The 20,775-nt window shown below is 42.8% G+C and carries 20 protein-coding genes; 10 read left to right on the top strand and 10 right to left on the bottom strand.

Going from position 1 to position 20,775, the window contains the following annotated elements; genetic code table 11:
- Positions 1-3: 3 nt before the first annotated feature.
- A complete protein-coding gene (locus CLV31_RS11070) occupies positions 4-210 on the bottom strand; it encodes a helix-turn-helix domain-containing protein (RefSeq protein ID WP_111392955.1) in 207 nt (68 codons plus the stop codon).
- Positions 211-305: 95 nt separating this feature from the next.
- Here CLV31_RS11070 and CLV31_RS22055 point away from each other — a divergent pair, with 95 nt between their 5' ends.
- The gene (locus CLV31_RS22055; protein WP_245943381.1) at positions 306-869 is read left to right on the top strand and encodes a hypothetical protein; all 564 of its coding nucleotides are present in this window, start codon (positions 306-308) and stop codon (positions 867-869) included.
- Positions 870-906: 37 nt separating this feature from the next.
- On the opposite strand, the gene CLV31_RS11055 is transcribed toward CLV31_RS22055, so the two are convergent.
- Positions 907-1,398 (bottom strand): hypothetical protein, encoded by a 492-nt coding sequence (locus tag CLV31_RS11055; RefSeq protein WP_111392954.1) that lies wholly within the window; start codon positions 1,396-1,398, stop codon positions 907-909.
- 346 nt (positions 1,399-1,744) lie between these two features.
- Positions 1,745-2,758, bottom strand: coding sequence for a hypothetical protein (locus CLV31_RS11045; RefSeq protein ID WP_111392952.1), 1,014 nt, complete (start codon positions 2,756-2,758; stop codon positions 1,745-1,747).
- Between the two features lie 35 nt (positions 2,759-2,793).
- On the opposite strand from CLV31_RS11045, the gene CLV31_RS22180 reads away from it, so the two are divergent.
- Positions 2,794-2,925 carry a hypothetical protein gene (locus CLV31_RS22180; RefSeq protein WP_262510280.1) on the top strand — a complete coding sequence of 44 codons (132 nt, stop codon included), beginning with the start codon at positions 2,794-2,796 and terminating at the stop codon, positions 2,923-2,925.
- 127 nt (positions 2,926-3,052) lie between these two features.
- Here the strand turns inward: CLV31_RS22180 and CLV31_RS11040 are convergent, their stop codons facing one another.
- Entirely contained in the window at positions 3,053-4,243 is a 1,191-nt protein-coding gene (locus tag CLV31_RS11040; RefSeq protein ID WP_111392951.1) for a hypothetical protein, read from the bottom strand.
- 521 nt (positions 4,244-4,764) lie between these two features.
- Here CLV31_RS11040 and CLV31_RS11035 point away from each other — a divergent pair.
- On the top strand, positions 4,765-5,214 hold the full coding sequence (locus CLV31_RS11035; RefSeq protein ID WP_111392950.1) for a D-Ala-D-Ala carboxypeptidase family metallohydrolase: 450 nt from the start codon (positions 4,765-4,767) through the stop codon (positions 5,212-5,214).
- A gap of 27 nt (positions 5,215-5,241) precedes the next feature.
- On the top strand, positions 5,242-6,918 hold the full coding sequence (locus CLV31_RS11030; protein WP_111392949.1) for a membrane dipeptidase: 1,677 nt from the start codon (positions 5,242-5,244) through the stop codon (positions 6,916-6,918).
- A 489-nt stretch (positions 6,919-7,407) separates the two neighbouring features.
- On the opposite strand, the gene CLV31_RS11025 is transcribed toward CLV31_RS11030, so the two are convergent.
- Together CLV31_RS11025 and CLV31_RS11020 are read right to left on the bottom strand one after the other, a co-directional pair.
- Positions 7,408-8,388 (bottom strand): fasciclin domain-containing protein, encoded by a 981-nt coding sequence (locus CLV31_RS11025; protein WP_111392948.1) that lies wholly within the window; start codon positions 8,386-8,388, stop codon positions 7,408-7,410.
- Positions 8,389-8,745: 357 nt separating this feature from the next.
- Positions 8,746-9,687, bottom strand: coding sequence for a hypothetical protein (locus CLV31_RS11020; RefSeq protein ID WP_181452615.1), 942 nt, complete (start codon positions 9,685-9,687; stop codon positions 8,746-8,748).
- A 398-nt stretch (positions 9,688-10,085) separates the two neighbouring features.
- Between CLV31_RS11020 and CLV31_RS11015 the strand changes: the two genes are divergently transcribed.
- Both CLV31_RS11015 and CLV31_RS11010 read left to right on the top strand, forming a co-directional pair.
- Positions 10,086-11,909: a sensor histidine kinase gene (locus CLV31_RS11015; protein WP_146250891.1), complete on the top strand. Its 1,824-nt coding sequence runs from the start codon at positions 10,086-10,088 to the stop codon at positions 11,907-11,909.
- Entirely contained in the window at positions 11,902-12,540 is a 639-nt protein-coding gene (locus CLV31_RS11010; RefSeq protein ID WP_111392945.1) for a response regulator, read from the top strand. The genes CLV31_RS11015 and CLV31_RS11010 overlap by 8 nt, the downstream gene beginning before the upstream one ends.
- 58 nt (positions 12,541-12,598) lie before the next feature.
- On the opposite strand, the gene CLV31_RS11005 is transcribed toward CLV31_RS11010, so the two are convergent.
- Entirely contained in the window at positions 12,599-13,672 is a 1,074-nt protein-coding gene (locus tag CLV31_RS11005) for a class I SAM-dependent methyltransferase (protein ID WP_111392944.1), read from the bottom strand.
- 3 nt (positions 13,673-13,675) lie between these two features.
- On the bottom strand, positions 13,676-14,212 hold the full coding sequence (locus CLV31_RS11000) for a hypothetical protein (RefSeq protein WP_111392943.1): 537 nt from the start codon (positions 14,210-14,212) through the stop codon (positions 13,676-13,678).
- A 417-nt stretch (positions 14,213-14,629) separates the two neighbouring features.
- Here CLV31_RS11000 and CLV31_RS10995 point away from each other — a divergent pair, with 417 nt between their 5' ends.
- From CLV31_RS10995 to CLV31_RS10985, 3 genes are all read left to right on the top strand, one after another.
- Positions 14,630-15,340, top strand: a complete 711-nt coding sequence (locus CLV31_RS10995; RefSeq protein WP_111392942.1) for a head GIN domain-containing protein — start codon at positions 14,630-14,632, stop codon at positions 15,338-15,340.
- Positions 15,341-15,554: 214 nt separating this feature from the next.
- Entirely contained in the window at positions 15,555-16,457 is a 903-nt protein-coding gene (locus CLV31_RS10990; protein WP_111392941.1) for a bile acid:sodium symporter family protein, read from the top strand.
- A complete protein-coding gene (locus tag CLV31_RS10985; protein WP_111393085.1) occupies positions 16,454-17,455 on the top strand; it encodes a 1-acyl-sn-glycerol-3-phosphate acyltransferase in 1,002 nt (333 codons plus the stop codon). The genes CLV31_RS10990 and CLV31_RS10985 overlap by 4 nt, the downstream gene beginning before the upstream one ends.
- A gap of 20 nt (positions 17,456-17,475) precedes the next feature.
- On the opposite strand, the gene CLV31_RS21830 is transcribed toward CLV31_RS10985, so the two are convergent.
- Positions 17,476-17,631 (bottom strand): hypothetical protein, encoded by a 156-nt coding sequence (locus CLV31_RS21830; RefSeq protein WP_181452614.1) that lies wholly within the window; start codon positions 17,629-17,631, stop codon positions 17,476-17,478.
- On the opposite strand from CLV31_RS21830, the gene hppD reads away from it, so the two are divergent.
- A complete protein-coding gene (hppD, locus tag CLV31_RS10980; protein ID WP_111392940.1) occupies positions 17,630-18,724 on the top strand; it encodes a 4-hydroxyphenylpyruvate dioxygenase in 1,095 nt (364 codons plus the stop codon). The genes CLV31_RS21830 and hppD overlap by 2 nt on opposite strands.
- A gap of 229 nt (positions 18,725-18,953) precedes the next feature.
- Here hppD and CLV31_RS10975 read toward each other — a convergent pair whose 3' ends face one another.
- On the bottom strand, positions 18,954-20,768 hold the full coding sequence (locus CLV31_RS10975; RefSeq protein ID WP_111392939.1) for a glycoside hydrolase family 2 protein: 1,815 nt from the start codon (positions 20,766-20,768) through the stop codon (positions 18,954-18,956).
- Between the last annotated feature and the right edge of the window lie 7 nt (positions 20,769-20,775).

Genomic DNA, 20,775 nt, shown 5'->3' with positions numbered 1-20,775 from the left:
TGGTTAAAATTCAAAAAACTCAACAACAGGGGTCTTTAATGCTTCAGCAATCTTGAAAATGGTTTCAATGGATACATTTCTTTTTCCATTTTCAATATCAGAGATATAGGTCCTATCTAAAGCGGATAAATCCGCAAGACTTTCTTGGGAAACACCTTTTAACTTCCTGATTTCTCTAACTTTTTTGCCGTATTCAGCCTTGACGTCCATATTGCAATCTGAAAAAATGTGGCCTATCGTACCACCGACTATAGTCTACAAAATGGATTTAGTTTGTTAAATTTCAACTGTAATCCCAATTAATCATGAACAAAATCTTCCCTCTTTCCACCGAATACCTCACCCCTTCCAGATCGATTGAGATTCTTACTCTAATCAATCAAAAGGAATCTAGGCTGGTCTATGTCTACAATTTCGAAGGAATTCATTTTCGTTTTTTTGATTCGATCTTGAGTCTAATTACCTTTTTTGAACAAGGAATTGAACCAGAGATTTCTTTTTTGACAGAACAGGAATTGGACAAGTTTTTAGAAGGGTTTGGTTTGGGTGATTTGTCAACTGAGCTAAATCTCAAACTGAATTATCGCTACCGAGATGCAGGGAATTATAAGCAGTTTGGATCAGTGATTTTTTCAAATGAAAATCGGCTATCTATAGAAGAGGCGACTCAACTCATTAGGGAAAAGCTGATTTCAGAGGAGTTTTTTGTACCTAAAAACTGGAACCTTCCTCCCCTACATTTCCATCCCCACGATCCCGAACTCGACCACGACTACCACGAATTTGAGAGTTGGGAGGAGACTTGTGAAAAAGCCAATGATCCGAGAGAGGCAGGTGTTTTTCTTCAAGAAATTCAGCGGAGGAATTAGCTCCAGCTTATTCACCATCTAGGGTATCTTCCTTCTTTTACTTTGACGGAAATACCAACGACTTTAATGATTCTTCGATGGCTTCTCCGATATTAGGTTTTCTTGCAGGATAGTTACTGTTGATCAAAAAACAGCCTTTTTCATTCCCGATTACGATCACGTGTTTTCCAAATTTTTTCCCTCTGCTCCATTCGGATCCTTTGATCCATAGGGCCTTGTACTCCCCGATTCTCATGGGCTTCCTGGAGTAAACTTCTATTCCTTGTTTGGAGAGTTCTGAAGGGGTCATGACTTCAAAGATATCCTCGACCGGCCCCCCTAGGGCAATCAACTCAATAATGGAGTCGGAACTCTTGTGCTCGTAACCATAGTAAGATTTGGCCAAGGTAAAGCCGTTGGGTGGAATCAGGCTGACTTTGGTTTGTGGGATTCTCTGATGGTCGGCGGTAAGTTCATTTTTGAAGCTAGATTGGGCAAAAGAAAAAGTGGTAATCCAAGTCAATAAAACGGTGAACAGGAAACTCTTCATGAGATGTCTTTTGGGTTGAGGAGCCAAAAATAAAGTCACCAGTGGGCGAAAAAAGGAAAATCATATGAATGGTCGGGACAGCGATTGCCATTTTTACTTTTTCCCTGTTCCGTTTAAAAGAAAAATCCTGCCGGGCATTGGAAATCCGGCAGGAACAGTTAAGAAGAATTTATGAAATTTCGATAAAAGGAAATTCTCCAATAACTCATCTTAAACATTTGAAAATCAAGCTCAAGAAAAGTTTTTGTGTCTTCGGCCTTCGGGCTTCCGACCAAAAATCAAAAGAAATTTGCCGACAGCCAGAATAGTATACCAGGTTAAAAAATGAAACCTTTTTCAGACTTCATCAGGAACCCACAAGTGCCTTGGCCAAATCTTGGGCATATTGCCTAAACAAATCCCTGGCTGCTTGTTTATAGGTGTCTTTTGACATTTCTACAATAAATGGATCAAAATCGATCTTGGCACCGCTACCCATCATTTTATCAATCAGACTCTTACTTTTGGCAGTATCCTTATAGATCTTAGCCTCATATTCTTTGTTGGCCACATATTCTGAAACCATGGTGGCCGGTGCCGTACTTGGCGATCCACCCTTTCCGATAAAGTCCATGGTATTTCTGGAAATTCTCATTTTGGGAAAAACCTTGGTGTCTGCCGTGGTCGTTTTTCCCTTGGTGCCTGCATCAAGACTTACATTCAGCTCCACGGTTGAGAAGTCCACATCCACATTGTTTAGCATCACCACCGCGCCTGTTTCTTTATTAAAATTCCGCATCATGGTCACAAAGGGAACTCCTCCTCCCCTGGTCAGGGATTTTTCATCGAACATGAAAAGGCTGTTTTCAGGAAACATGTTGATCTGACCTACCCCCACGCTTTCCTCAGAATTTTTCTTGCCTTTACTTTCTGTTTTGGTGGAATACTTTTCGACCAATTTTCCATAACCGGTAGTTTGCGTCAAATCTTTTAGAGAAAGAACCGTTTTTCCTGCTTTACTGATTTCTTCTTCCAAGATCAGCTGAAAGTCATTGGCTAATTCCTGAAAATCTGCCAGTTCCAGTGGGGAATTGAGGATAGTGGTGGTTTTGGCCGATCCCGATTGGCTGCCTCCATACTGCCCTCCTTTGCTAGCAGCTTCAAATGTATTTTGAAGCTTGCTCAACTTTCCTTCCTGAACGACCACTTTGGTCTCGGTGTAGGTTTCAAAATTGATACTGAATTGGGGAATAGTGATTTTATCGCTTTCATCCACAGTTTTTCGGTAAGGTCCTTTGCTTAGGCCGTTGAAAAGCTCTTGGGCCTGAACTTGGGTCATGCTAAGCAGGACCATCAGCATTGCGAACATAGATTTTTTCATTGGAAATTGGTTTTGGTTATGACTTAAACTTTAAGATGAAAAATGCATCCTTTGACTTTCCAAGTATAAGACCGGAGGCAGAAGGTGTAAATACGGCATTTGCCCTATATGACAGTGACATGGGTTACATCTATTCAGGTAGGTATTCCAATTCCCAGCGGAGGTAGGTTCAATTTCGGTAGATCACGGTTTCCATTTTCCTGACCAAGAAAAAATGCCTGCCTCTCGGTGTCGGGAGGCAGGCATATGAAAAAACGAGATCCATCGGCTAAGAACTGATCCTATGTCATTCAATCAATAATAAAAATAGCGTGTGTTTTCTGACCCGCTGGGTCCTGATGCCGTGCGGAGCTTTACTTTCCCGGAGGAGTCAAATTGGTAGGTCAACCCATAGGTAAAGGTTGTATTATGCTCTTCGATCACCACCTTTCCGGGCAGTTGGGGTTGAATCATCAAGGTTGGGATATCCTGATAAAAGGGCACAGGATTGGTTTTTTCCAGGTAGTCTGTGTAGGTGATCTTTCGGATTACCTGATATTCCAAGTTGGAAATGGGCTCCATGGTGGTAATGGTGTGCACGTTTCCATTGGCGTGATAGGTGAATTCAGTGTAGGTTTTAACGGGATTCTGTGCGACTGCATTTCGATCCCGAACGGTAATCCCCAGAATTCGGTTTTCGGAATCGAAAGTATATTCCTCACTTTCTACCTGATTGGAAGAAAACTGCTTGATGGTTCTGGCCAATACATTTCCATCATAGAAAAATGTCTGATTGATATACGCTGGATTGGAGTTGATTCTGACCAGTTGGCTTTTGTCATCATAGAGGTAGGTGTAGGAAATTTCAGCGTTGCTGGCCTGAGAATTTTTGTGCACCACCCTGTTTATTTTTCCATAAAGCGAGTAGTCAAAACTTCTGTATTGCGTAAGCATGCCCTGGGTTTCAAAGGATTTCAATTTTCCACTGAGTTCGTCATCGATCAGCATTAGGTCGATTTGATCATTGGTTCCGATCTTGAGATCAGGTCCTACCTGTATGATTTTGAAAGTCAGGTTAAGGTTACCATTGTATAGGAGATCATTTACAGGTTTGATTTGGAAGGAAACCTGCCGTGCCCCTCTCGTAACTGGGATTTTGAGTTCATTCTGATCCGAAATTGCCGGGGTTGTTTCCCATCTGCCGTCTAGTGCTCCGTGTTGTAATCTCAGCGTGATTTCAGAGTTGGCCCTGGCCAGCTTGTCCAGGTGAAGGATGACTTCCAATCCGGAAGTTTGGGATTCCGTAAAACTCAGGGAGCTTTCTTTGAAGTTGAGGCTGATGGGATTTCCCTGGGGAATTATTTCTTCCTGATCCTTACATGCCGTCCCGAAAAAGAGTAAAGGCATGGCTAAAAAGGAAGTCAAAAAACGGGAGACCTCCTTCGGAAGATTGCCCAAGTTGAATAGGTTAAACATTGTGTTGGTTCTTTTTATGGAAGTTTTCATACACGAATTGGAATTTTGTTTCAGGATGGAAAAGTGAGCGTGCGGGTTGCATCCAAGGCAAAAAAATCTGATGAAATGCCCATGAGAATGGATTCTCATACGGGGGAAAGATTATCCAGGGCAGTCTCCCGATGAAAGATCGGGACAGGCTATCTGGCAAATGAAAATCAAATTATAATCACATGAATTTTCGGATCAATGCCTAAAATCCGGGGATTAGTATTCCCGAAAAAGATCATTGAATCCGGGAGAAAACCTTCAGCGCCGGGTTTAGCCTTACCTTATCCAAACTCTGTTTTAGGCTTACCTGTACTTTTTAGTAATAGATGCTATCCTCATCAGTCTCATGGACACGCACTCAAATCACGGGATTGGGGCTGAGGAATTTTATTAAACTTAAAGGAGTCAATAAATAAAAAAAAGCCTCCCCAAAGCACATCCATTTGTAAAATCAAGTACATTTACTAGGCGTTGATTTTTAGCGCATTAGATTCTTTTGAGTAAATTTTTCCTGTACTCCTATGCAACTTTCCAAAAACTTTCCACTTCGGGAGCTTCTCCGAAGTCAGACTGCCACCCGAATGGGTTTTGAGGAGCAGTTTACACCCAGTCCGGTCATTATTGATCATTTAAGGCTGCTCTGTCAGCATGTTCTGCAACCCTTGCGGGACAGTTTGGGCAGGGCGGTATTTGTCAACAGCGGATACCGCTGTCCCAGGGTCAATCAGGCAATCGGCGGATCCCCTAACAGTCAGCATCTGACCGGGCAAGCGGCCGATATCGAAGTAGCTCACCTCAGCATAGAACAACTCTACCAACGGATCAAAAACTCAGCTTTACCCTATGACCAACTGATTCAGGAATTCGATCAATGGGTTCATGTCTCTTTCAATCCTGCCGGGGGAAGGAGGCAGTGCCTTCGGGCAGTGAGGCAAAACGGTAAAGTCACCTATTTGGTCGATACTATTTAAGTCAATTCTAACCTTAATCTTTTTTCTATGAATTATTTCTTTGATTCCCACCTTCACCTGACGCTGAAAAATCAGTTCTCAAAAAACGGAAATTCTACATCCCCTTGGAAGGCCATTACCAAGGAGGACCTCAAGGAGGGGCTTCCCAAGTTGTTGGAGATTTTTGCCCTGGGTTTGATTGACAAAATGTTTGGTTCCCAATCTTCTCCAGACCTTTTGATTCAGGGAGGCTACAAGATGGTGGTCATGCCGCTATTTGCACCCGATGTGGATCTGGTCAAGGCCCTGAGCAGCAAAAAGATTTTTATGGATTTGTTGAAAAAATACAAGAACTCCCGATTTGGGGAGGTGCTCAGTTACGAGCGATACCAACAATTGCTCGGAGAGGTCAACGCCTTCTCCATTGTGGAAAATGACCTGAAGATTCTGCCTGCCAAAGATCCTTTTCATCCCGATCGGAAAATTGTATTTCTCAATTCCAAAAGTCAATGGAAGGAAAATGAACCGGATACCTTGTTTGTGGTGTGTTCGGTGGAGGGTATCCATTCATTAAGAAGTAACCTTCAAGAAAGCCATGCTGATGTGATTTTGCAGGATATCCGGCAAAATATTCAGAAGATTAAAAGTCAGGGGATCAATATTGTAATGGCCAATCTGACTCATATCGACCGCAACAACCGGGATTTTTGCAATCAGGCTTATGCCATGGACGGGATGCGCGTGAGTAATTTTGATGAGAAAGACCTACGGCCTGTGGATTCAGGACTGACGGATGCCGGGAAAAACTTAGTCGATCTATTGGAAGAGAATCAAATCTGTACCGACATCAAGCACATGAGTCCTCAGGCCAGATTTCAATTGTATTCCTATCGTCAATCCAAAGGAATCAAAAGTCCGTTGGTTTCTTCCCATTCTGGCCTATGCGGCATTCCCTTTGAATCTGCCCAGGAAGGTTTTAAAGATTATGTCTATTCCTCGGTCAAAGAGGACAAATGCTATCGGGTAAGGGTGGGAAAACCGGTGAAGTATAAGTTTGACAATTTCCCCTCCCCCGGTTTCAATGCCAGTACGATCAATCTGTTTGATGAAGATGTCAAAGCCATCTATGAATCCAACGGTCTTTTGGGAATTTCTCTTGACGAGCGGGTCATCGGCTATACCAAAGCGAGGCGATTGGGACCTGACCATTTTTCAGCAAATGTGGGTGGGATTACCGTCAAAAACCAGGGAAGAAAATATATTCTCACCGATACGGATTTCCTTTCCGATCACGAATACCATGACTTGAATCTGTTCAATACCCACAGGGGTCAACTTCTGCACCAATGCGCCGACGCAGAAGAATTGACCGAAATGATCCGAAGGAATTCGACGGATATTCCGCCTCATCAATTTCATCATTTTTTGAACCAGATATTGCACGGAGTCAAGCTGGGTAAAGATCTGGAAGGAGCAAAAGGAATCGAAAAAATGCTGACGCAGATCCTTTGTGTGGGGTCTGATTTTGACGGATTGATAGAGGCCATCGATTGGTGTACCAGCTGCATGCATACCAAGAAACTCAAAGATCGATTTATCAAACAATTCCCCAAGGCCCTTATGGACAATCACCTGTTCCTCCCTCAAAATTGGACGATTGAGCGGATCGCTGATCGACTGTTTTATGAAAATGGTAGGGATTTTGTTCTTTCCAGGTTGAAATGAAAAAAAGTGACTCCCGTTCAAAAAAAAACCCGGAGGAATAACCTCGCAAGTTGGGTCATTGATTTTTGATAATCTTTCCTCAAAACGAAAATCCACTTTGAAATTCACAAAATAGCTGTCCCAGAATTACTGAGACAGCTTTTTACTTTATGAATTATTGATTTACGGAATTTTCAAGTAGGTCAACTTAAAAATTTGAGGATAAAGAATACCTCAAGCTTTTATGAAACTTCGGACATCAGTCAGCTGTGCAAGTGGCAGTCGAAACTTTCGATCGTAAATCAGAGGAAATTCATGGACTATCTGAATACCATAAAATCATATTAGTTTTATTGTATATCTACTTTTTTACCAAAAGTCTTAGGTAGCTAAAGTGGTATCTCTAAGAGGTTGAAATCTGGAATCCTTCGGTCATTGGTCTTCCGACCTATGAATCAAAGAGTATTTGGCTGTTGGTGCAATTGCGGACAATCAGATTATTTTTTTCAATCAAAGATTCAAAATCACAGTATCGATCACATGAACCACTCCATTGGTTGCCTGAATATCCGTGGCGACAATGGAGGATTCTCTCCCACCCAAATCGATCAGGCTTGGCCCTGAAGTGTCAATGATTACCTCATCACCGGAAAACATGATAATTCCCGTATCGGTTAGATCAGAAGAATAGACTCTTCCTCCGGCGAAAACATGGTACTTCAACACGCTGATTAAGCCATTCAGTCCAATATCACCCACCAATTGGTCCAGACTTTCATATCCAAGCTCTTCCAGTAAATTCAAAAAAGCCTGATTGGTTGGTGCAAAGACGGTTAAATTATTGGTGGTGGCTAAGGCGGTCCGCAGTTCTGCTGCATCAATGGCCGTTTTCAATACACTGAAATCAGCATTGGAATCCACCAAATCCATGATGTTTTGTGTTGGAGGCAACAAGACCTGATCAATTCCATGGATCACCCCATTTCTTGCCTGCTGATCGACCAATACGATGTTGGCCTCATTTACTTTTGGTCCACCTGCAAGGCTGATTTTGACAGCGGCACCATTAAGTGTAGGTACAAAACCTTCAGTTAGGTCGGCAGAAAATACGGATCCGGCCACCACATGATACAAAAGAATGGTGCTCAAGCCTTCTACACTACCAATGTTGCCGGGATTAAGGCCCAATGAAGCAAATGCAGCATCAGTAGGTGCGAAAACGGTAAGATCATTTCTGGAGAAAACAGAAGCCAAACCTGATTTGCCCAAAGCGGCATTGAAAGTGGCAAAGGTATTTCCCGGATTTCTGCGGGCATTGCTACCCTGATTTAAATCTCCCTCATCCATGGATTTCAGGACTTCGGGGATGGTTTTCAGGCTGGTGTTTGCTGTCGGGTTGCTTTGTTCCCCGATTTCAGAACAGGAGGCGAAAAACAAAACAAGGAATAAATACATCCCTGTTTTGATCCATTGGTTGATTGAAGTAGTCATTGGTTTTACTGTTTAAGGGTTAAACGATTAATAACCAATGAACTACAGCGCTTTTTATATGTTTTTACCAGCAGAAAAAAGGAGGTTCAGATGAATAAAAACGGATTTCAACCCGACAAAATTAAGGTTGAACTGTAGGTATGGATAAGCTTTTCCTTAATTATGGAGGAGATCTCACCCAAACCAAAATTTCTCTGACATCCTCACTGATAAGCAAAGAATTTCTTAAGATTTGAGACTACTCAGGTTTGAATCTTTTATGCAACAACAGAATTTTAATTTTTCAAATGGTCAAGGGATATACCATGCAGGAACGACTTTTGACCCTAAGCAAACCAATTCGGCTTAAATGCAGGACTAATCAATGCAAAAAGTGCCACTGACATTGACAAACTGATTGTTTGACGAAGGATATCCGTCACCGGAGGCTTGAAAGGAATAGGTTCCCGTAATTTTCGGAATTACAGTCAATATTCTGAGTGTGCCCATGTTTTTGTTTTTACCAAAATCCCGATTCGTCCTCCAATCATCATTCACGGTACCGTTGAAGGCAATCAATCTTCCAACGGCACCGATATTGGTAAGTCCGGTTCCAGTCCCTGCATTTCTAAATTCAAGCGTTTTATTTGCGGTCAAATTGGAAGCCGTAAACATGAGTTGAACAACATATCGTGTCCCCCCTGCACTTCCTTCGAGTACCAAGGCTACATCTGAAGTTTTATAGTCTGCAAAAATAGAGTTACCGGCTACTCGTTTTCCTGTTCCTGTAGCATTACCGGAGGTGATTTGAGGCCAATAGCTAACCAAGTTTTTGGCTTCAATCAAATTTACACAGGATGTAGATCCTGAGTTTCCCGAAGACCCCGAACCGTTGCCGCTTCCTCCACCACCGGCCAGTCCACCCGTTCGTTTGGTATCAAAATCAATTCCGAATTCAAAAACGATGGCTTTGGGCTGAGTTGAATTATTGGCCATGAAGTCTCCCACTGCTGTCAAGTCAAAACTTCCAGAACCTTCATAAGTATCTACGGCTTTGACCGAGTAATTGGATAAACTCCCTATGCCCCCGGTAGGTGTATAAAGATTACTCAGAAAGGTCATTGCATCTGGCAAATAGTCTTCAACAAGGTCAAAGCTTTTACTTTGGGAAGGGACTCTTAGGTAATAGGTGTCTCCGCCGATGACTGCTGTCAGGAAAATAAACTCTTCAGAAACCGAGAGTTCTTGGATATTACTGGTACTGATATCGGTCTTCACTCCATCAATCAGTAAATAACCATTGGCTATCACCTTATCCAATGATCCATCTGCTGAGTTAAACTGAAATAGATATTCTTTGACTTCAGCATTAAAAAATTCACATCCGGTTAATGGAAAGAGGCAAATCAGAAAAAAAATCGTTCTTACCAACAAATTTTTAATCTTTCCGGAAATCGAAGAGAACCTACTTTTTTTTGAGACATCGGGCTATAAAGTCGAGTTTTGGTTTTTTCAGGTAGTAATAATTTACCGGAAGGATCGACATCCCAATATTGATTTATTTCACGGAAGCGTTCAATACCAAGAAATAGGTATTTTTTTAAGGAATGACTGAAAACATGTTTCAGTATTTATATTAGAGATCAATTCACCCAATCCTATCCCGTTTGCGATCTTCTTACTCAAGATTTTATCCTGAATTCCGTTTTCATGAATTTTTGCAAAAGCTTGACCCTATTCCAAGGGTTTATTTAGTAGTTACTTCGTTTTTTTTGCTGATTTCCTGTACCCCAGAAATCAGACAGAGCCCTCGATTTGGCATTTTTGCCGATGAAGATTTCTCACCTGAAAAAGCATGGGAAATCTCGGATACTCTTACTTATGAAAAAACCCGGTTTAACTCGGGAATAACCCGCAATAAGTGGTGGCTTGGATTTTCAGTCACCAATACCACGGATTCTATTCTTCCACTTCTACTCATTCCAAATAATCCACATATCAACCGCATCTTGGTTTATAAAAATAAATCAAGCGAGGTATTCCAAAAAGCAGGTGATCTATTTCCCTTCCATCAACGGCCATTTTCAGATAGAGACTTAGTTATGCCTCTAAATGTTCCTGCTCGCAGTACGGAGGAGTATTTATTCCTTTTGGATAAAGTTGGCGAGACCTTTCATATCGAACCTGAACTATTGGATTTTCAGGCCTTCTATCATCGGAAATCCATAGATACATTAGTTATGGGATTGTTTTTGGGCTGGATGAGCATCGTGTTCATCTTTGCCCTCTTTTTTGCCAAAGAGCTCAAGTCTTGGAGTGGAGCGGTCTATGCCGCTTACGTACTTTCTATCTCTTTTTGGCTGGCGACGCACTGGGGGCTCACTTTTCAGTATCTCTGGCCTGAGGGGGTGGTCTGGGTTGGAAAAGCAAGACCTTTTTTTAATTTATTGACCAATGTGCTGATTCTCCTCTTAGTGGTGATATTTTTTCCTCCAAAAAAAGCAGGGAAGATTACGGCCAAATTGATCTGGATAACTATGCTGGTTCAAATTCTTATGATTTTTTCCATACTCCTATTTCCGGATGTGTTGGATGACACCGAACTAAAGATTCAACTTCTCAATATAACACTGGTGGTTTCTCTCTTCTCCAGTATTTGGGTATTGTACTATCCTTTTCAGCAATGGAAAGCCAAGGCTCCGTTGGCAGGCTATTATTTCGTAGGAATTGCCTTTCTGGTATTATTCGGAATTATCTTACAGTTAAACCAAAAAATCCTTCCTTTGGGTCTTTCGCATTATCTGGTGGATTTTGGAAGTGCGTTTGGGTTAATGATTGAAACGGGCATAATTACCGCCGCTTTTGCCCGCAGGGCTTCTTTGTTCAAGAAGGAAAAGGAAGAATTGTCCATTGAGATGCTTGAGAAGGAGAAAAAGATGGCAGATCGGCTGATCCAAGTCCAAGAAGATGAAAGACAGCGTCTTGGAAGAGATTTACATGACAGTATCGGTGGTATCCTTGCGAGTCTTTACATTAAAACAGAAAGCCTATCAGACCAGTATTCTTCGGATGTTATGGAGGAGTTTAAGCAGCTGATCCGCCAGAGCATCCAGGAGGCAAGGTCTCTCAGTCACAACCTAACCCCTCACCATTTAGAAGAAAATGGACTTGAAAACGTCCTAAAAATGCAACTGGCGCTGCTAAATCAGAAATTTGGAGTTGACTTCAATTTTTATTTTCAGGTAAACAGTCCTCTTCCCAAATCGCTTCAGTTAATTTTGTATCGAATTTCCAATGAACTTCTGCAAAATATAGTCAAGCATGCCCAAGCCAGCGAGGTTTTGCTGAGTATAGCTGAGCAGGATGGAATAATTGAACTTATTGCTGAAGATAATGGTAAAGGGATGGATCAATTATCAAGTTCTAATGGTATTGGATTAAAAAATATCCAAGAGCGAGTCAAATACCTCAAAGGCACCTTTGAGATGGAAACCAATTCATCAGGTACCACATTAACTATTATCATTCCCTTGAATGCTTAATTTCACCGAGTTAAAAATAGTCCATATTGACGATCACCTACTCTTTGCGCAAGGGATCTATTCTCTTCTTGGAAATGAAACCTTCATTGAAAAATTAGTTCATGCTGAAAATTTCCAACAGGGCCTTAGCATTAGCTCAAAACTTCAGCCCGATCTTATTCTGTTGGATTATTTTCTTCCGGATTCAAATGGATTGGATTCCCTTCGACATCTAAAGGCAGTTTGCCAGGAAAGTAAAGTGATCATATTGACCATGGAAACAAATCCGGAAGTCATGAAAAAATGTCAAGGTGCCGGTGCTATAGGTTTTTTGCCCAAGTCGATCAGCAAAAAGGAACTGCTTGATGCCATAAAAAATGCAATGTCCAACATCCCCACTTTTTATTTCCTATTGCCAATTAGCCATAGCACCCAAAGACCACAGTCAAGATTAAATATTCTCAGTAAGCGCGAAAAACAAATTGCCAATCTGGTCGCTGAAGGATTGACCTCCTCGGAAATTGCAAAACAACTTTTTCTCAGTGATTTGACAGTAAACACACACCGAAGAAATCTTATTCAAAAACTGGGATTAAAAAACTCAGCTCAGCTGGTAGCATTTATCCAAAACCTAAAGTACTCAGAATCCTAAGCAGTGGAATTTTTTCTCCAGAAAAGGAGACCGCTCGATCTCCTTTTCAAACCTTGACTTACTTTCGTACGATGAAATAACAATTCATGGGATCGTGTGGCAGTCTATTCTCCCGGATTTGGGTAAATCCAGCTTCCCGCAGCATCCGATTGGCCATTTCTACCCCCCAGAGGGTACCAAGTCCCAAGCCTCCCTGTGCCAGGGAGACTGACATGCAATGCATGGTAGAAATCGTGTAAAGCAGTGGAGAAAAAGGATGCTCCAGGTTTTTTTCCAAGTGTTCGGAGCCATCGATATCCTGCATCAAAAAATGCCCTTCATCATTCAAACTTTCATAGACGGTTCGCAGAACCAAATCCGGCCGGGCTTGGTCATGAACGGCATCAAATGCGGTGATCAGCTCAAATTTTCCTGCCGGACGGAAAGCAGTCAGATCAGCCTGTTTGAACTGAATATTGGTCAAATTTTTTCTCCTCACTTCTTCCCTCGCAGATTCCAGGGGCTCGGCACATAGATCGATGCCCATAAATCGGGAATTAGGAAAGTTTTCGGCCAGTTTGATCATCGATTTACCCCGACCGCAGCCAATGTCCATGACCTCAATTCCAGTGGCCAGTTTTTGAGTCAGATCCGGAATCAAAGGAAGGATTTGGTCCAAAAGAGGCGCAAGAATAGTTTGTCTGCTGTCTTCGGCCATGACCTCATGAAATCTTTCATAGGCAGAATATGGGACTCCTCCACCCTGATAAAAGCAGGATAAAATGGACTGCTCTACGGAAGCAAGGACCTGGATATATTGGGTATAGAGTGCCATATTGTCGCTTCCATGCTTTCGGGTCAAGAAAGCTGCATGCTCCGACGGGAAGTAAAACTCCGCTGGTTCTGAACTCCATTCAATAATTTTACCTGCGGCCATAGCTTTGAGCCATTCCCTCACATAGCGTTCATTCAGCCCGGAATAGTCTGCCAATGATTGACTTGTGAATTTCTTCAATTCGGCCATTCGATCAAAAAGCCCGGTTTGATGGCCAATGGAAATCATCACAGCCAAAGCTCCCTTATTGATCAAATCAACGAGAGATTCGGCAAAGCCTTCTGCTTTGGCCGAATCCATTGCACATACAGAACACATAATTCACCTGTTTAGATGGATTTTGAGTTCTATCCATGCCTTTTCGGTCTCTGGTCCGATCACAGACAATTCGACCTTCTTGGAAAGAATCAATTGAGAATTCGTGAATTGATCCACTTGGAAATCGTAATACAGGTCTGGAAATTGATCTGAAGTCAGCTGAAAAACACTGTTATTGTTCAGCATTTTCCACCCGCCTGTTTCCTCTCCCGCTACAGACAGAACCATAAAAGAACCATCTGCGAACAAGGTCACCTGTTCTTTTTCCCAGGAAATGGGACCAAGAAGGGTTTGGGAAAGAAATTTTTTGGCTTCATCGGCAGCAGTGGACGGATCTACTCCCAAGACCTCGATTCCGAATTGCTCCGGTTGGGTTTGAGTACCGTTGACCAGAAGTTGAATAAAGCCTTCTGTCTGAGGCTTCCAAGGTCCGACCAAAGAGTTGGCATTACGCTCCGGGGTCTCCTCTGTGGTACAGGAAAAAAGGGACAAAAGCAGGATCAGAATAAAGACAAGATCCCAAGAAATTTTACTTTTCATCTGTTTATAATTTGATTTTTAATGGCCAGATGGAATGCCCCGGATAATCATTCCCCTGTGTGAGAAGCATTTACTCATGGGCATTTCATATGATTGTGTTTTGTTTTTACCGGACAAACCTGCCTACCGAAGGCAGATTGCCCGTCCCGATCCGCCAGGACGGATCGGGAGTTTCTGTTAAATAATAGATTGGTTCGTATTCATTTTCTGATTTACCAGAAAGGTGCCAATTGAAAAATGTTTGAATTTGAAACCCAGAGCGCAATTTCAATTCTGACAGTGCACAAATTCGGACACTTTTGTCTCAGATCTATACGATATTCTGAAAGTGTAGAGATTATCTTTTCAAAGCCCTTGTACTTTGAAAAGAAGCACGGATATTTCTGTCCAATAGCCTGACCTTTTACTTTACCCACTATGAAAACTCACGTATTTCTCCTATTCCTTTTGGGCATTTGCCTATTTTCCTGTCGTCAATCAAGCGGAGATTCCGACAATCGCTTCAGCGAGGACCGTGAATTAAGCGGGATCTCCAGACTGAAAATCAGCGGAATATTCAACCTTGAGCTTACTCAGTCCGACGCAGAATCTATTTCCATCGATGGAAACCCGGATATGGCTGAAAACCTTAGAGTGACTCAGGAAGGAGATCTCTTGATTTTAGAATTGAAGGAATTCAATTCAGGAATTTTTGACAAAAAAGATCTCAAAGTCAATCTCTCTATTTCTGACCTTCGTGAATTTGAATTTAAAGGCGTGGGTAATATCAAAACCAACAACTCTTTTCGGACGGATCAAATTCGAATTTTGGGAGAAGGAGTCGGGAATCTCCGATTGCATTTGGAAGCAAGAGAAATTGATGCCGAGTTGAATATGATGGGCAATATGGAACTGAAAGGTAAAGCTGACCGAGTTTCCCTCAAGAATGAGGGGATTGGTAATGTGGAAGCTTCTCAACTTATCGCTCAGGAAATGGACTTGGTGAGTTCGGGAATAGGAAAAGTGTCGGTTCACTGTGAGGGAAATCTCGCCTTGGAAGTAAATGGAATTGGAAAAGTGACCTATTCCGGAAATCCCACCTTGACCAAAAAAGAAATCAACGGAATCGGAAAAGTGGAAGCGAATTGATCCAAACCGGATAATTGAAAAGAGAAGGATAGCTACCGAAAGGTATCTATCCTTTTTCTTTAAGCCAAAATCAGCTCTTGAGCACTTTGGACGAATCGATTCGGTATTGCCTGAACTGATTTTTGTCGCTGGTTCTCAAATTAACCCCCATTCAATCAGCAGATCCGCAAAGAGGAATTTTGTTTTCTCCCCTTTTCGGTAGATTTTAGTCTCAATGACCTCACCCAATCCCTTAGACACCATCCGGCTCAATTTTTCCCAGGGAGATCTGTTGACACTGAACTTAGCCTTGGCTCTGATCATGTTTGGGGTAGCCTTGGATCTGAAATGGGAGGATTTTCGCTACCTGATCAAAAATCCCAAGGGTTTTTTTCTGGGAGTTTTTTCTCAGTTTATTCTTCTCCCTTTCTTGACATTTCTGTTGGTGCAGGTGCTTCAGCCTCCTCCTAGTGTGGCTTTGGGGATGTTTTTGGTGGCTGCCTGTCCGGGAGGAAATGTATCGAACTTCCTGACCAATCTGGCCAAAGGCAACACCGCACTATCGGTAAGTTTGACCGCCTTTTCGAGTGTGGCAGCAATTCTGATTACGCCTTTAAACTTCACCTTTTGGGCCGGGCTTTTTCCTCCATCAGCACATTTGCTCAGAGAAATCAGTCTGGATATCGGTGAGGTATTCTTCACAGTAGGCTTGATTTTGGGCATTCCCCTGATCCTGGGAATTCTGACTCGTCAAAAATTCCCCTTGGTTGCCGATCGCGTATCCAAAATTTTAAAACCGCTCAGCATCCTGATATTTGCTGCCTTTATCGTATTGGCATTTGCCGGTAATTTCAAGACTTTCCTGCAATATATCGGGGTGATTTTCCTGTGGGTATTGGCTCATAATCTCACCGCCCTGTTTGGAGGATGGATCTCTGCCAAACTGGGTCAATTGCCAAAACCTGATACCAAAACCTTAACCATCGAAACAGGAATCCAAAATTCCGGATTGGGTCTGGTTCTGATTTTCACCTATTTTGAAGGATTGGGTGGCATGGCGATCATCGCTGCCTGGTGGGGCATTTGGCACTTGATTTCGGGCTTGACAATCGCCGGCTTATGGAGAAAAATGGAATGAAAAATCTTATAAATGCCATTTTACGGCTATTGGTAAAAGTCGCTTTGCATGGATATTTTAGAAAAATCATCGTCAAAGGCAAAGAGAATATTCCCAAAAACAGGCCGGTCATCTTGGTAGCCAACCACCAAAATGCCCTGATTGACCCGCTGCTTCTGGCCACCCATACCCGGCTGAATCCCTATTTTTTAACCCGAGCTTCTGCTTTTAAGCATCCTTTTGCTGCCAAATTGCTTCATATTATCCGCATGCTGCCCGTGTATCGGGTTCGTGACGGGTTTTCAACACTTCAGCAGAATCAGCAGACCTTTGACCAAACCTATGATGTCCTGAGCAAAAACGGCTGTGTGATTATTTTCGCTGAAGGAAGCCATAGCCTGGTTAGAAATGTCAGGCCATTGAGCAAAGGGTTTACCAGAATGGCTTTTGGCCTGTTGGAAAAATTCCCGGAGTCAAAACCTGTGATTTTACCCGTAGGCCTGGACTTCAGTGCCCATAAAAGATCAGGAAGCCTAGTCCGAATCACGTTTGGTCAGGCCATTCCGGTGGATATGCCGCCATCCAAGTCAGGTTTGCTAACCAAAAAAACGGAGCAGGCATTAAGGAATTTGACCGTACAGATTCCGGACGAAAATTATGCTCAGTCCTTGGAAAAGCTCTTGGCCAAACGCGTGGACGTCAGCAGCAAATCTGAGGTAGAACAGTTTCTTTTATCCGAAAAAGTTACTGCTCCTGTAGAACCCATCGGAGGATTCAACAACAAAGTGATGAAAATTTTTCACCTGCCTTTGTATTGGATTTGGCTATGGAAGGCGCCTAGTGTAAAAGATGAGGTATTCACATCCACTTGGAAATTTTTGATCGGGTTTGTGCTTGCCGTTCCCTACTATTTGGCCATTTTCAGTTTGGCTTTTCTTCCTCAAATAGGACCTTGGGCATTGGCATTCCTGATGATGGCTTGGATATCCCTTTGGAGGAACAGAAATCCGCAAGAGTAACTTTCTCTTTTCATCACTGCCTAATGGCAAATGATGAGAGAAATGATTCTGAATGGATCCGAAAAGTCATTCAGGAGCTCATTGTTTTTCAGATAAAAAAGATAGGCCAGAACCAAATAATATTTGGCTTTGTTTTTACCTTTGATTTCGATTTCTACCCAAACATAACTTACCATGACTGAAGACTTTCTACCCATCAACGGGACGGATTATGTAGAGCTATATGTAGGCAATGCCAAGCAGAGTGCTCTTTTTTATCAATATGCCTTTGGATTTGAGCTGATTGCATATGCTGGCCCGGAAACCGGCATCAAAGACCGAGCGTCCTATGTCTTGAAGCAGGACAAAATCCGATTGGTTCTTACTTCTCCCCTTTCTTCGGAACATCCAATCAATGAGCATATCCTCAAGCACGGAGATGGAGTCAAAGTTTTGGCACTCTGGGTTGACGATGCGGAAAAATCCTGGAAAGAAACCACCTCACGTGGTGCTGAATCAGCCGGTGAACCGACAGTTCTAAAAGACGAAAACGGGGAGGTCAAAGTGGCAAGTATCAAAACCTACGGAGATACGATTCACACGTTTGTGGAGCGGAAAAATTACAAAGGCATCTTCCTACCCGGATTCAAAGCCAGAAAAAGTACCTACCAAGCTACTTCAATCGGCCTGAAATACATCGACCATTGTGTAGGGAATGTCTCCTTGGGTGAAATGAACAAATGGGTGAAGTTCTATGAAGATGTGATGGGCTTCAAGCTTCTGATCACCTTTGATGACAAAGACATCTCCACCGAATACTCTGCCCTCATGTCCAAGGTAGTTTCCAATGGGAATGGGTATATCAAATTCCCGATCAATGAACCTGCAGAAGGAAAGAAAAAATCCCAAATCGAAGAATACCTGGACTTTTATGGAGGAGCTGGTGTTCAGCACATGGCTATTGCCACGGACGACATCATACACACAGTAAGTGAGTTGAGACGTAGGGGCGTAGAATTTCTTGAAGTGCCTGCGACGTATTATGATGACTTGTTGGATCGTGTCGGAACAATCGATGAAGATCTTCAACCCCTGAAAGATCTCAATATTCTGGTGGACCGCGATGAGGAAGGGTATTTGCTCCAGATTTTTACCAAGCCTGTTCAGGACCGTCCTACCCTTTTCTTCGAAATCATACAAAGAAAAGGGGCCACATCATTCGGGAAAGGCAATTTCAAAGCGCTTTTTGAAGCAATTGAAAGAGAACAGGAATTGAGAGGAAACTTGTAAGGCTAGATGGTAGACTTTAAATGCGAAAATTTAGACCATTGACAATGGTGCTTAGTCTTTTAACCTTAGAATTTAGAGTTTGATCCAGAAATATTAATGGACAATAAAAGCCGGGCAAAATGCCCGGCTTTTTGTTTTCTTTTCCAAAGTTCGAAACTTGAAAAAATTGAAGGACACCAGAGGCAATCCTATGTCAAGTATCTCGTCTCTAGTCTCTAATCTCTCGCCTCTACTTATACAGCTTCTCATGCATTTTTCTCAGCTCTTCCACAGCGATTTTAATAATCTGACGATCATAAGTCATTAGCCCATTGGTTTCTATTTCCACGTCAGTGGTCTGGGTATAGACGGCGGCGGCCAAACCTCTCGGGATATACTTCGCCAGATCATCAATCAATATCGAATATCTAGCCTTCAGTTCTTCTGCGGTGGTGAAACTTTGATAGCCCCAATTGTCTTTCTGCTGCCAGGTATGACCTTCAAGCGGCAATCCCAGTCCACCAAACTCTCCCAATACCATGATAGAATTTTCGCCAAAAATCTTAGGATCAGGCATCACCGGATCGGGATAATTGTGCAAATCCAGTATATCGCCTACCACTGTTGAGCCTTCCATTTCAAAGTTGCCTCCAGATGCAGAATTGATCAACCGGCTTGGATCCAAATCTCTGGTCATTTTGGTGATCTCTCCGGTTTTAAACTGTCCCCAAGCTTCATTGAAGGGAACCCAGACGACGATCGAAGGGAAAAACTTAAACTCATTGATAATTTCTTTCCATTCTGTTTTGAAGATAGCTTCGGATTCGGCTGTCCTCACCTTCTCTACCCCTTCTCGAATGACGCCGGGCCGAACCTCCCAGCGGTTGCCCATATCTCCGCTTGGCATGTCTTGCCACACCAGCATGCCCAATCGATCAGCATGGTAGTACCATCGGGCAGGTTCTACTTTCACATGCTTTCGGATCATGTTAAAGCCCATTTCTTGAGTTTTCACAATATCGAAAAGCAGAGCCTCATCAGTAGGTGCGGTATACAATCCATCAGGCCACCAGCCTTGATCCAAAGGACCATATTGGAAAAGGGGCTTGCCATTCAAAAACATCCGTTGAAACCCGTCTGGGGTTTTGGCCATCCTGATATCCCGGTAGGCGGCATAGGACTTGACCTCCTCGATCACCTTTTTGCCCTCAAGAAGTCTAAAAACCACCTCATATAGATGCGGACTATCCGGTGACCATGCTTTGGGGTTAGCGAGTTTGACTGGAAGAGGAGCATTGATTTTGCCTTTGAAAGTTCCAACAATAGCCGCTCCATCCTTGACCAACACTTCAACTTCTTGAACAGCCTTTGCTCCGGTAACAGCCGGATAAAATACCTGAATTCCGTTTTCCCAATCTGTATTGGAATAGCTGGATGAAATATGGCTTTCCGGAACATTCTCCAGCCACACCGTTTGCCAAATGCCCGTCACAGGAGTGTACCAAATTCCCTTGGGATCCTTGACCTGTTTGCCTCTGGGTTGTGGTCCCGAATCACTGGGATCCCAGACCCTAACTCTGATTTTTTGAGTTTTACCTTTAGCCAGCTGGTTGGTAATATCAAATGAAAACGCATCAAATCCCCCCTGATGCTTTCCGATGGAAACTCCGTTGACCCAAACTTCTGTTTCCCAATCCGAGGCACCAAAATGGAGAAGAATTCGCTTTTCTCTTCGGTCTAAGATGAGTTCAAAAGTCTTTTCGTACCAAAGTTCATTCTCAGGACCAACGGTTTTTTGTACGCCGGACAAGAAGGATTCAACCGGAAAAGGAACGGTAATTTTTCCTGCAAATCCGGTTTCAGGAAGGCTTCCTTTGGGAAGGATGGCGTAATCCCATTGGCCATTGAGATTTTGCCAATTAGATCTGACCAACTGAGGCCTTGGGTACTCCGGAAGAGGCGCTTGAGCGTTGACTTGGTCGGTCCAAGGCGTGGTCAATCGCGCTGTTTGTGAAAATGACCATTGGCTGAAGAGCGCAAAAAAGAAGAGTAAAACTTGTCGCATAGTATGG

It is taken from the genome of Algoriphagus aquaeductus (assembly GCF_003253485.1).
Classification (GTDB): Bacteria; Bacteroidota; Bacteroidia; order Cytophagales; family Cyclobacteriaceae; genus Algoriphagus; species Algoriphagus aquaeductus.
The sequence above is the reverse complement of the archived record's forward strand: the minus strand, read 5'-3'. Positions and strand labels throughout refer to the sequence as shown.

Coding starts and splice junctions, on each gene's coding strand:
- CLV31_RS11045 (WP_111392952.1), bottom strand. CDS start 2,758: ATGAAAAAATCTATGTTCGCAATGCTGATGGTCCTGCTTAGCATGACC.
- CLV31_RS10990 (WP_111392941.1), top strand. CDS start 15,555: ATGACCTCACCCAATCCCTTAGACACCATCCGGCTCAATTTTTCCCAG.
- CLV31_RS11040 (WP_111392951.1), bottom strand. CDS start 4,243: ATGAAAACTTCCATAAAAAGAACCAACACAATGTTTAACCTATTCAAC.
- CLV31_RS10985 (WP_111393085.1), top strand. CDS start 16,454: ATGAAAAATCTTATAAATGCCATTTTACGGCTATTGGTAAAAGTCGCT.
- CLV31_RS10975 (WP_111392939.1), bottom strand. CDS start 20,768: ATGCGACAAGTTTTACTCTTCTTTTTTGCGCTCTTCAGCCAATGGTCA.
- CLV31_RS22055 (WP_245943381.1), top strand. CDS start 306: ATGAACAAAATCTTCCCTCTTTCCACCGAATACCTCACCCCTTCCAGA.
- hppD (WP_111392940.1), top strand. CDS start 17,630: ATGACTGAAGACTTTCTACCCATCAACGGGACGGATTATGTAGAGCTA.
- CLV31_RS21830 (WP_181452614.1), bottom strand. CDS start 17,631: ATGGTAAGTTATGTTTGGGTAGAAATCGAAATCAAAGGTAAAAACAAA.
- CLV31_RS11035 (WP_111392950.1), top strand. CDS start 4,765: ATGCAACTTTCCAAAAACTTTCCACTTCGGGAGCTTCTCCGAAGTCAG.
- CLV31_RS11010 (WP_111392945.1), top strand. CDS start 11,902: ATGCTTAATTTCACCGAGTTAAAAATAGTCCATATTGACGATCACCTA.
- CLV31_RS11055 (WP_111392954.1), bottom strand. CDS start 1,398: ATGAAGAGTTTCCTGTTCACCGTTTTATTGACTTGGATTACCACTTTT.
- CLV31_RS11030 (WP_111392949.1), top strand. CDS start 5,242: ATGAATTATTTCTTTGATTCCCACCTTCACCTGACGCTGAAAAATCAG.
- CLV31_RS11005 (WP_111392944.1), bottom strand. CDS start 13,672: ATGTGTTCTGTATGTGCAATGGATTCGGCCAAAGCAGAAGGCTTTGCC.
- CLV31_RS10995 (WP_111392942.1), top strand. CDS start 14,630: ATGAAAACTCACGTATTTCTCCTATTCCTTTTGGGCATTTGCCTATTT.
- CLV31_RS11000 (WP_111392943.1), bottom strand. CDS start 14,212: ATGAAAAGTAAAATTTCTTGGGATCTTGTCTTTATTCTGATCCTGCTT.
- CLV31_RS11070 (WP_111392955.1), bottom strand. CDS start 210: ATGGACGTCAAGGCTGAATACGGCAAAAAAGTTAGAGAAATCAGGAAG.
- CLV31_RS11025 (WP_111392948.1), bottom strand. CDS start 8,388: ATGACTACTTCAATCAACCAATGGATCAAAACAGGGATGTATTTATTC.
- CLV31_RS22180 (WP_262510280.1), top strand. CDS start 2,794: ATGAAAAATGCATCCTTTGACTTTCCAAGTATAAGACCGGAGGCAGAA.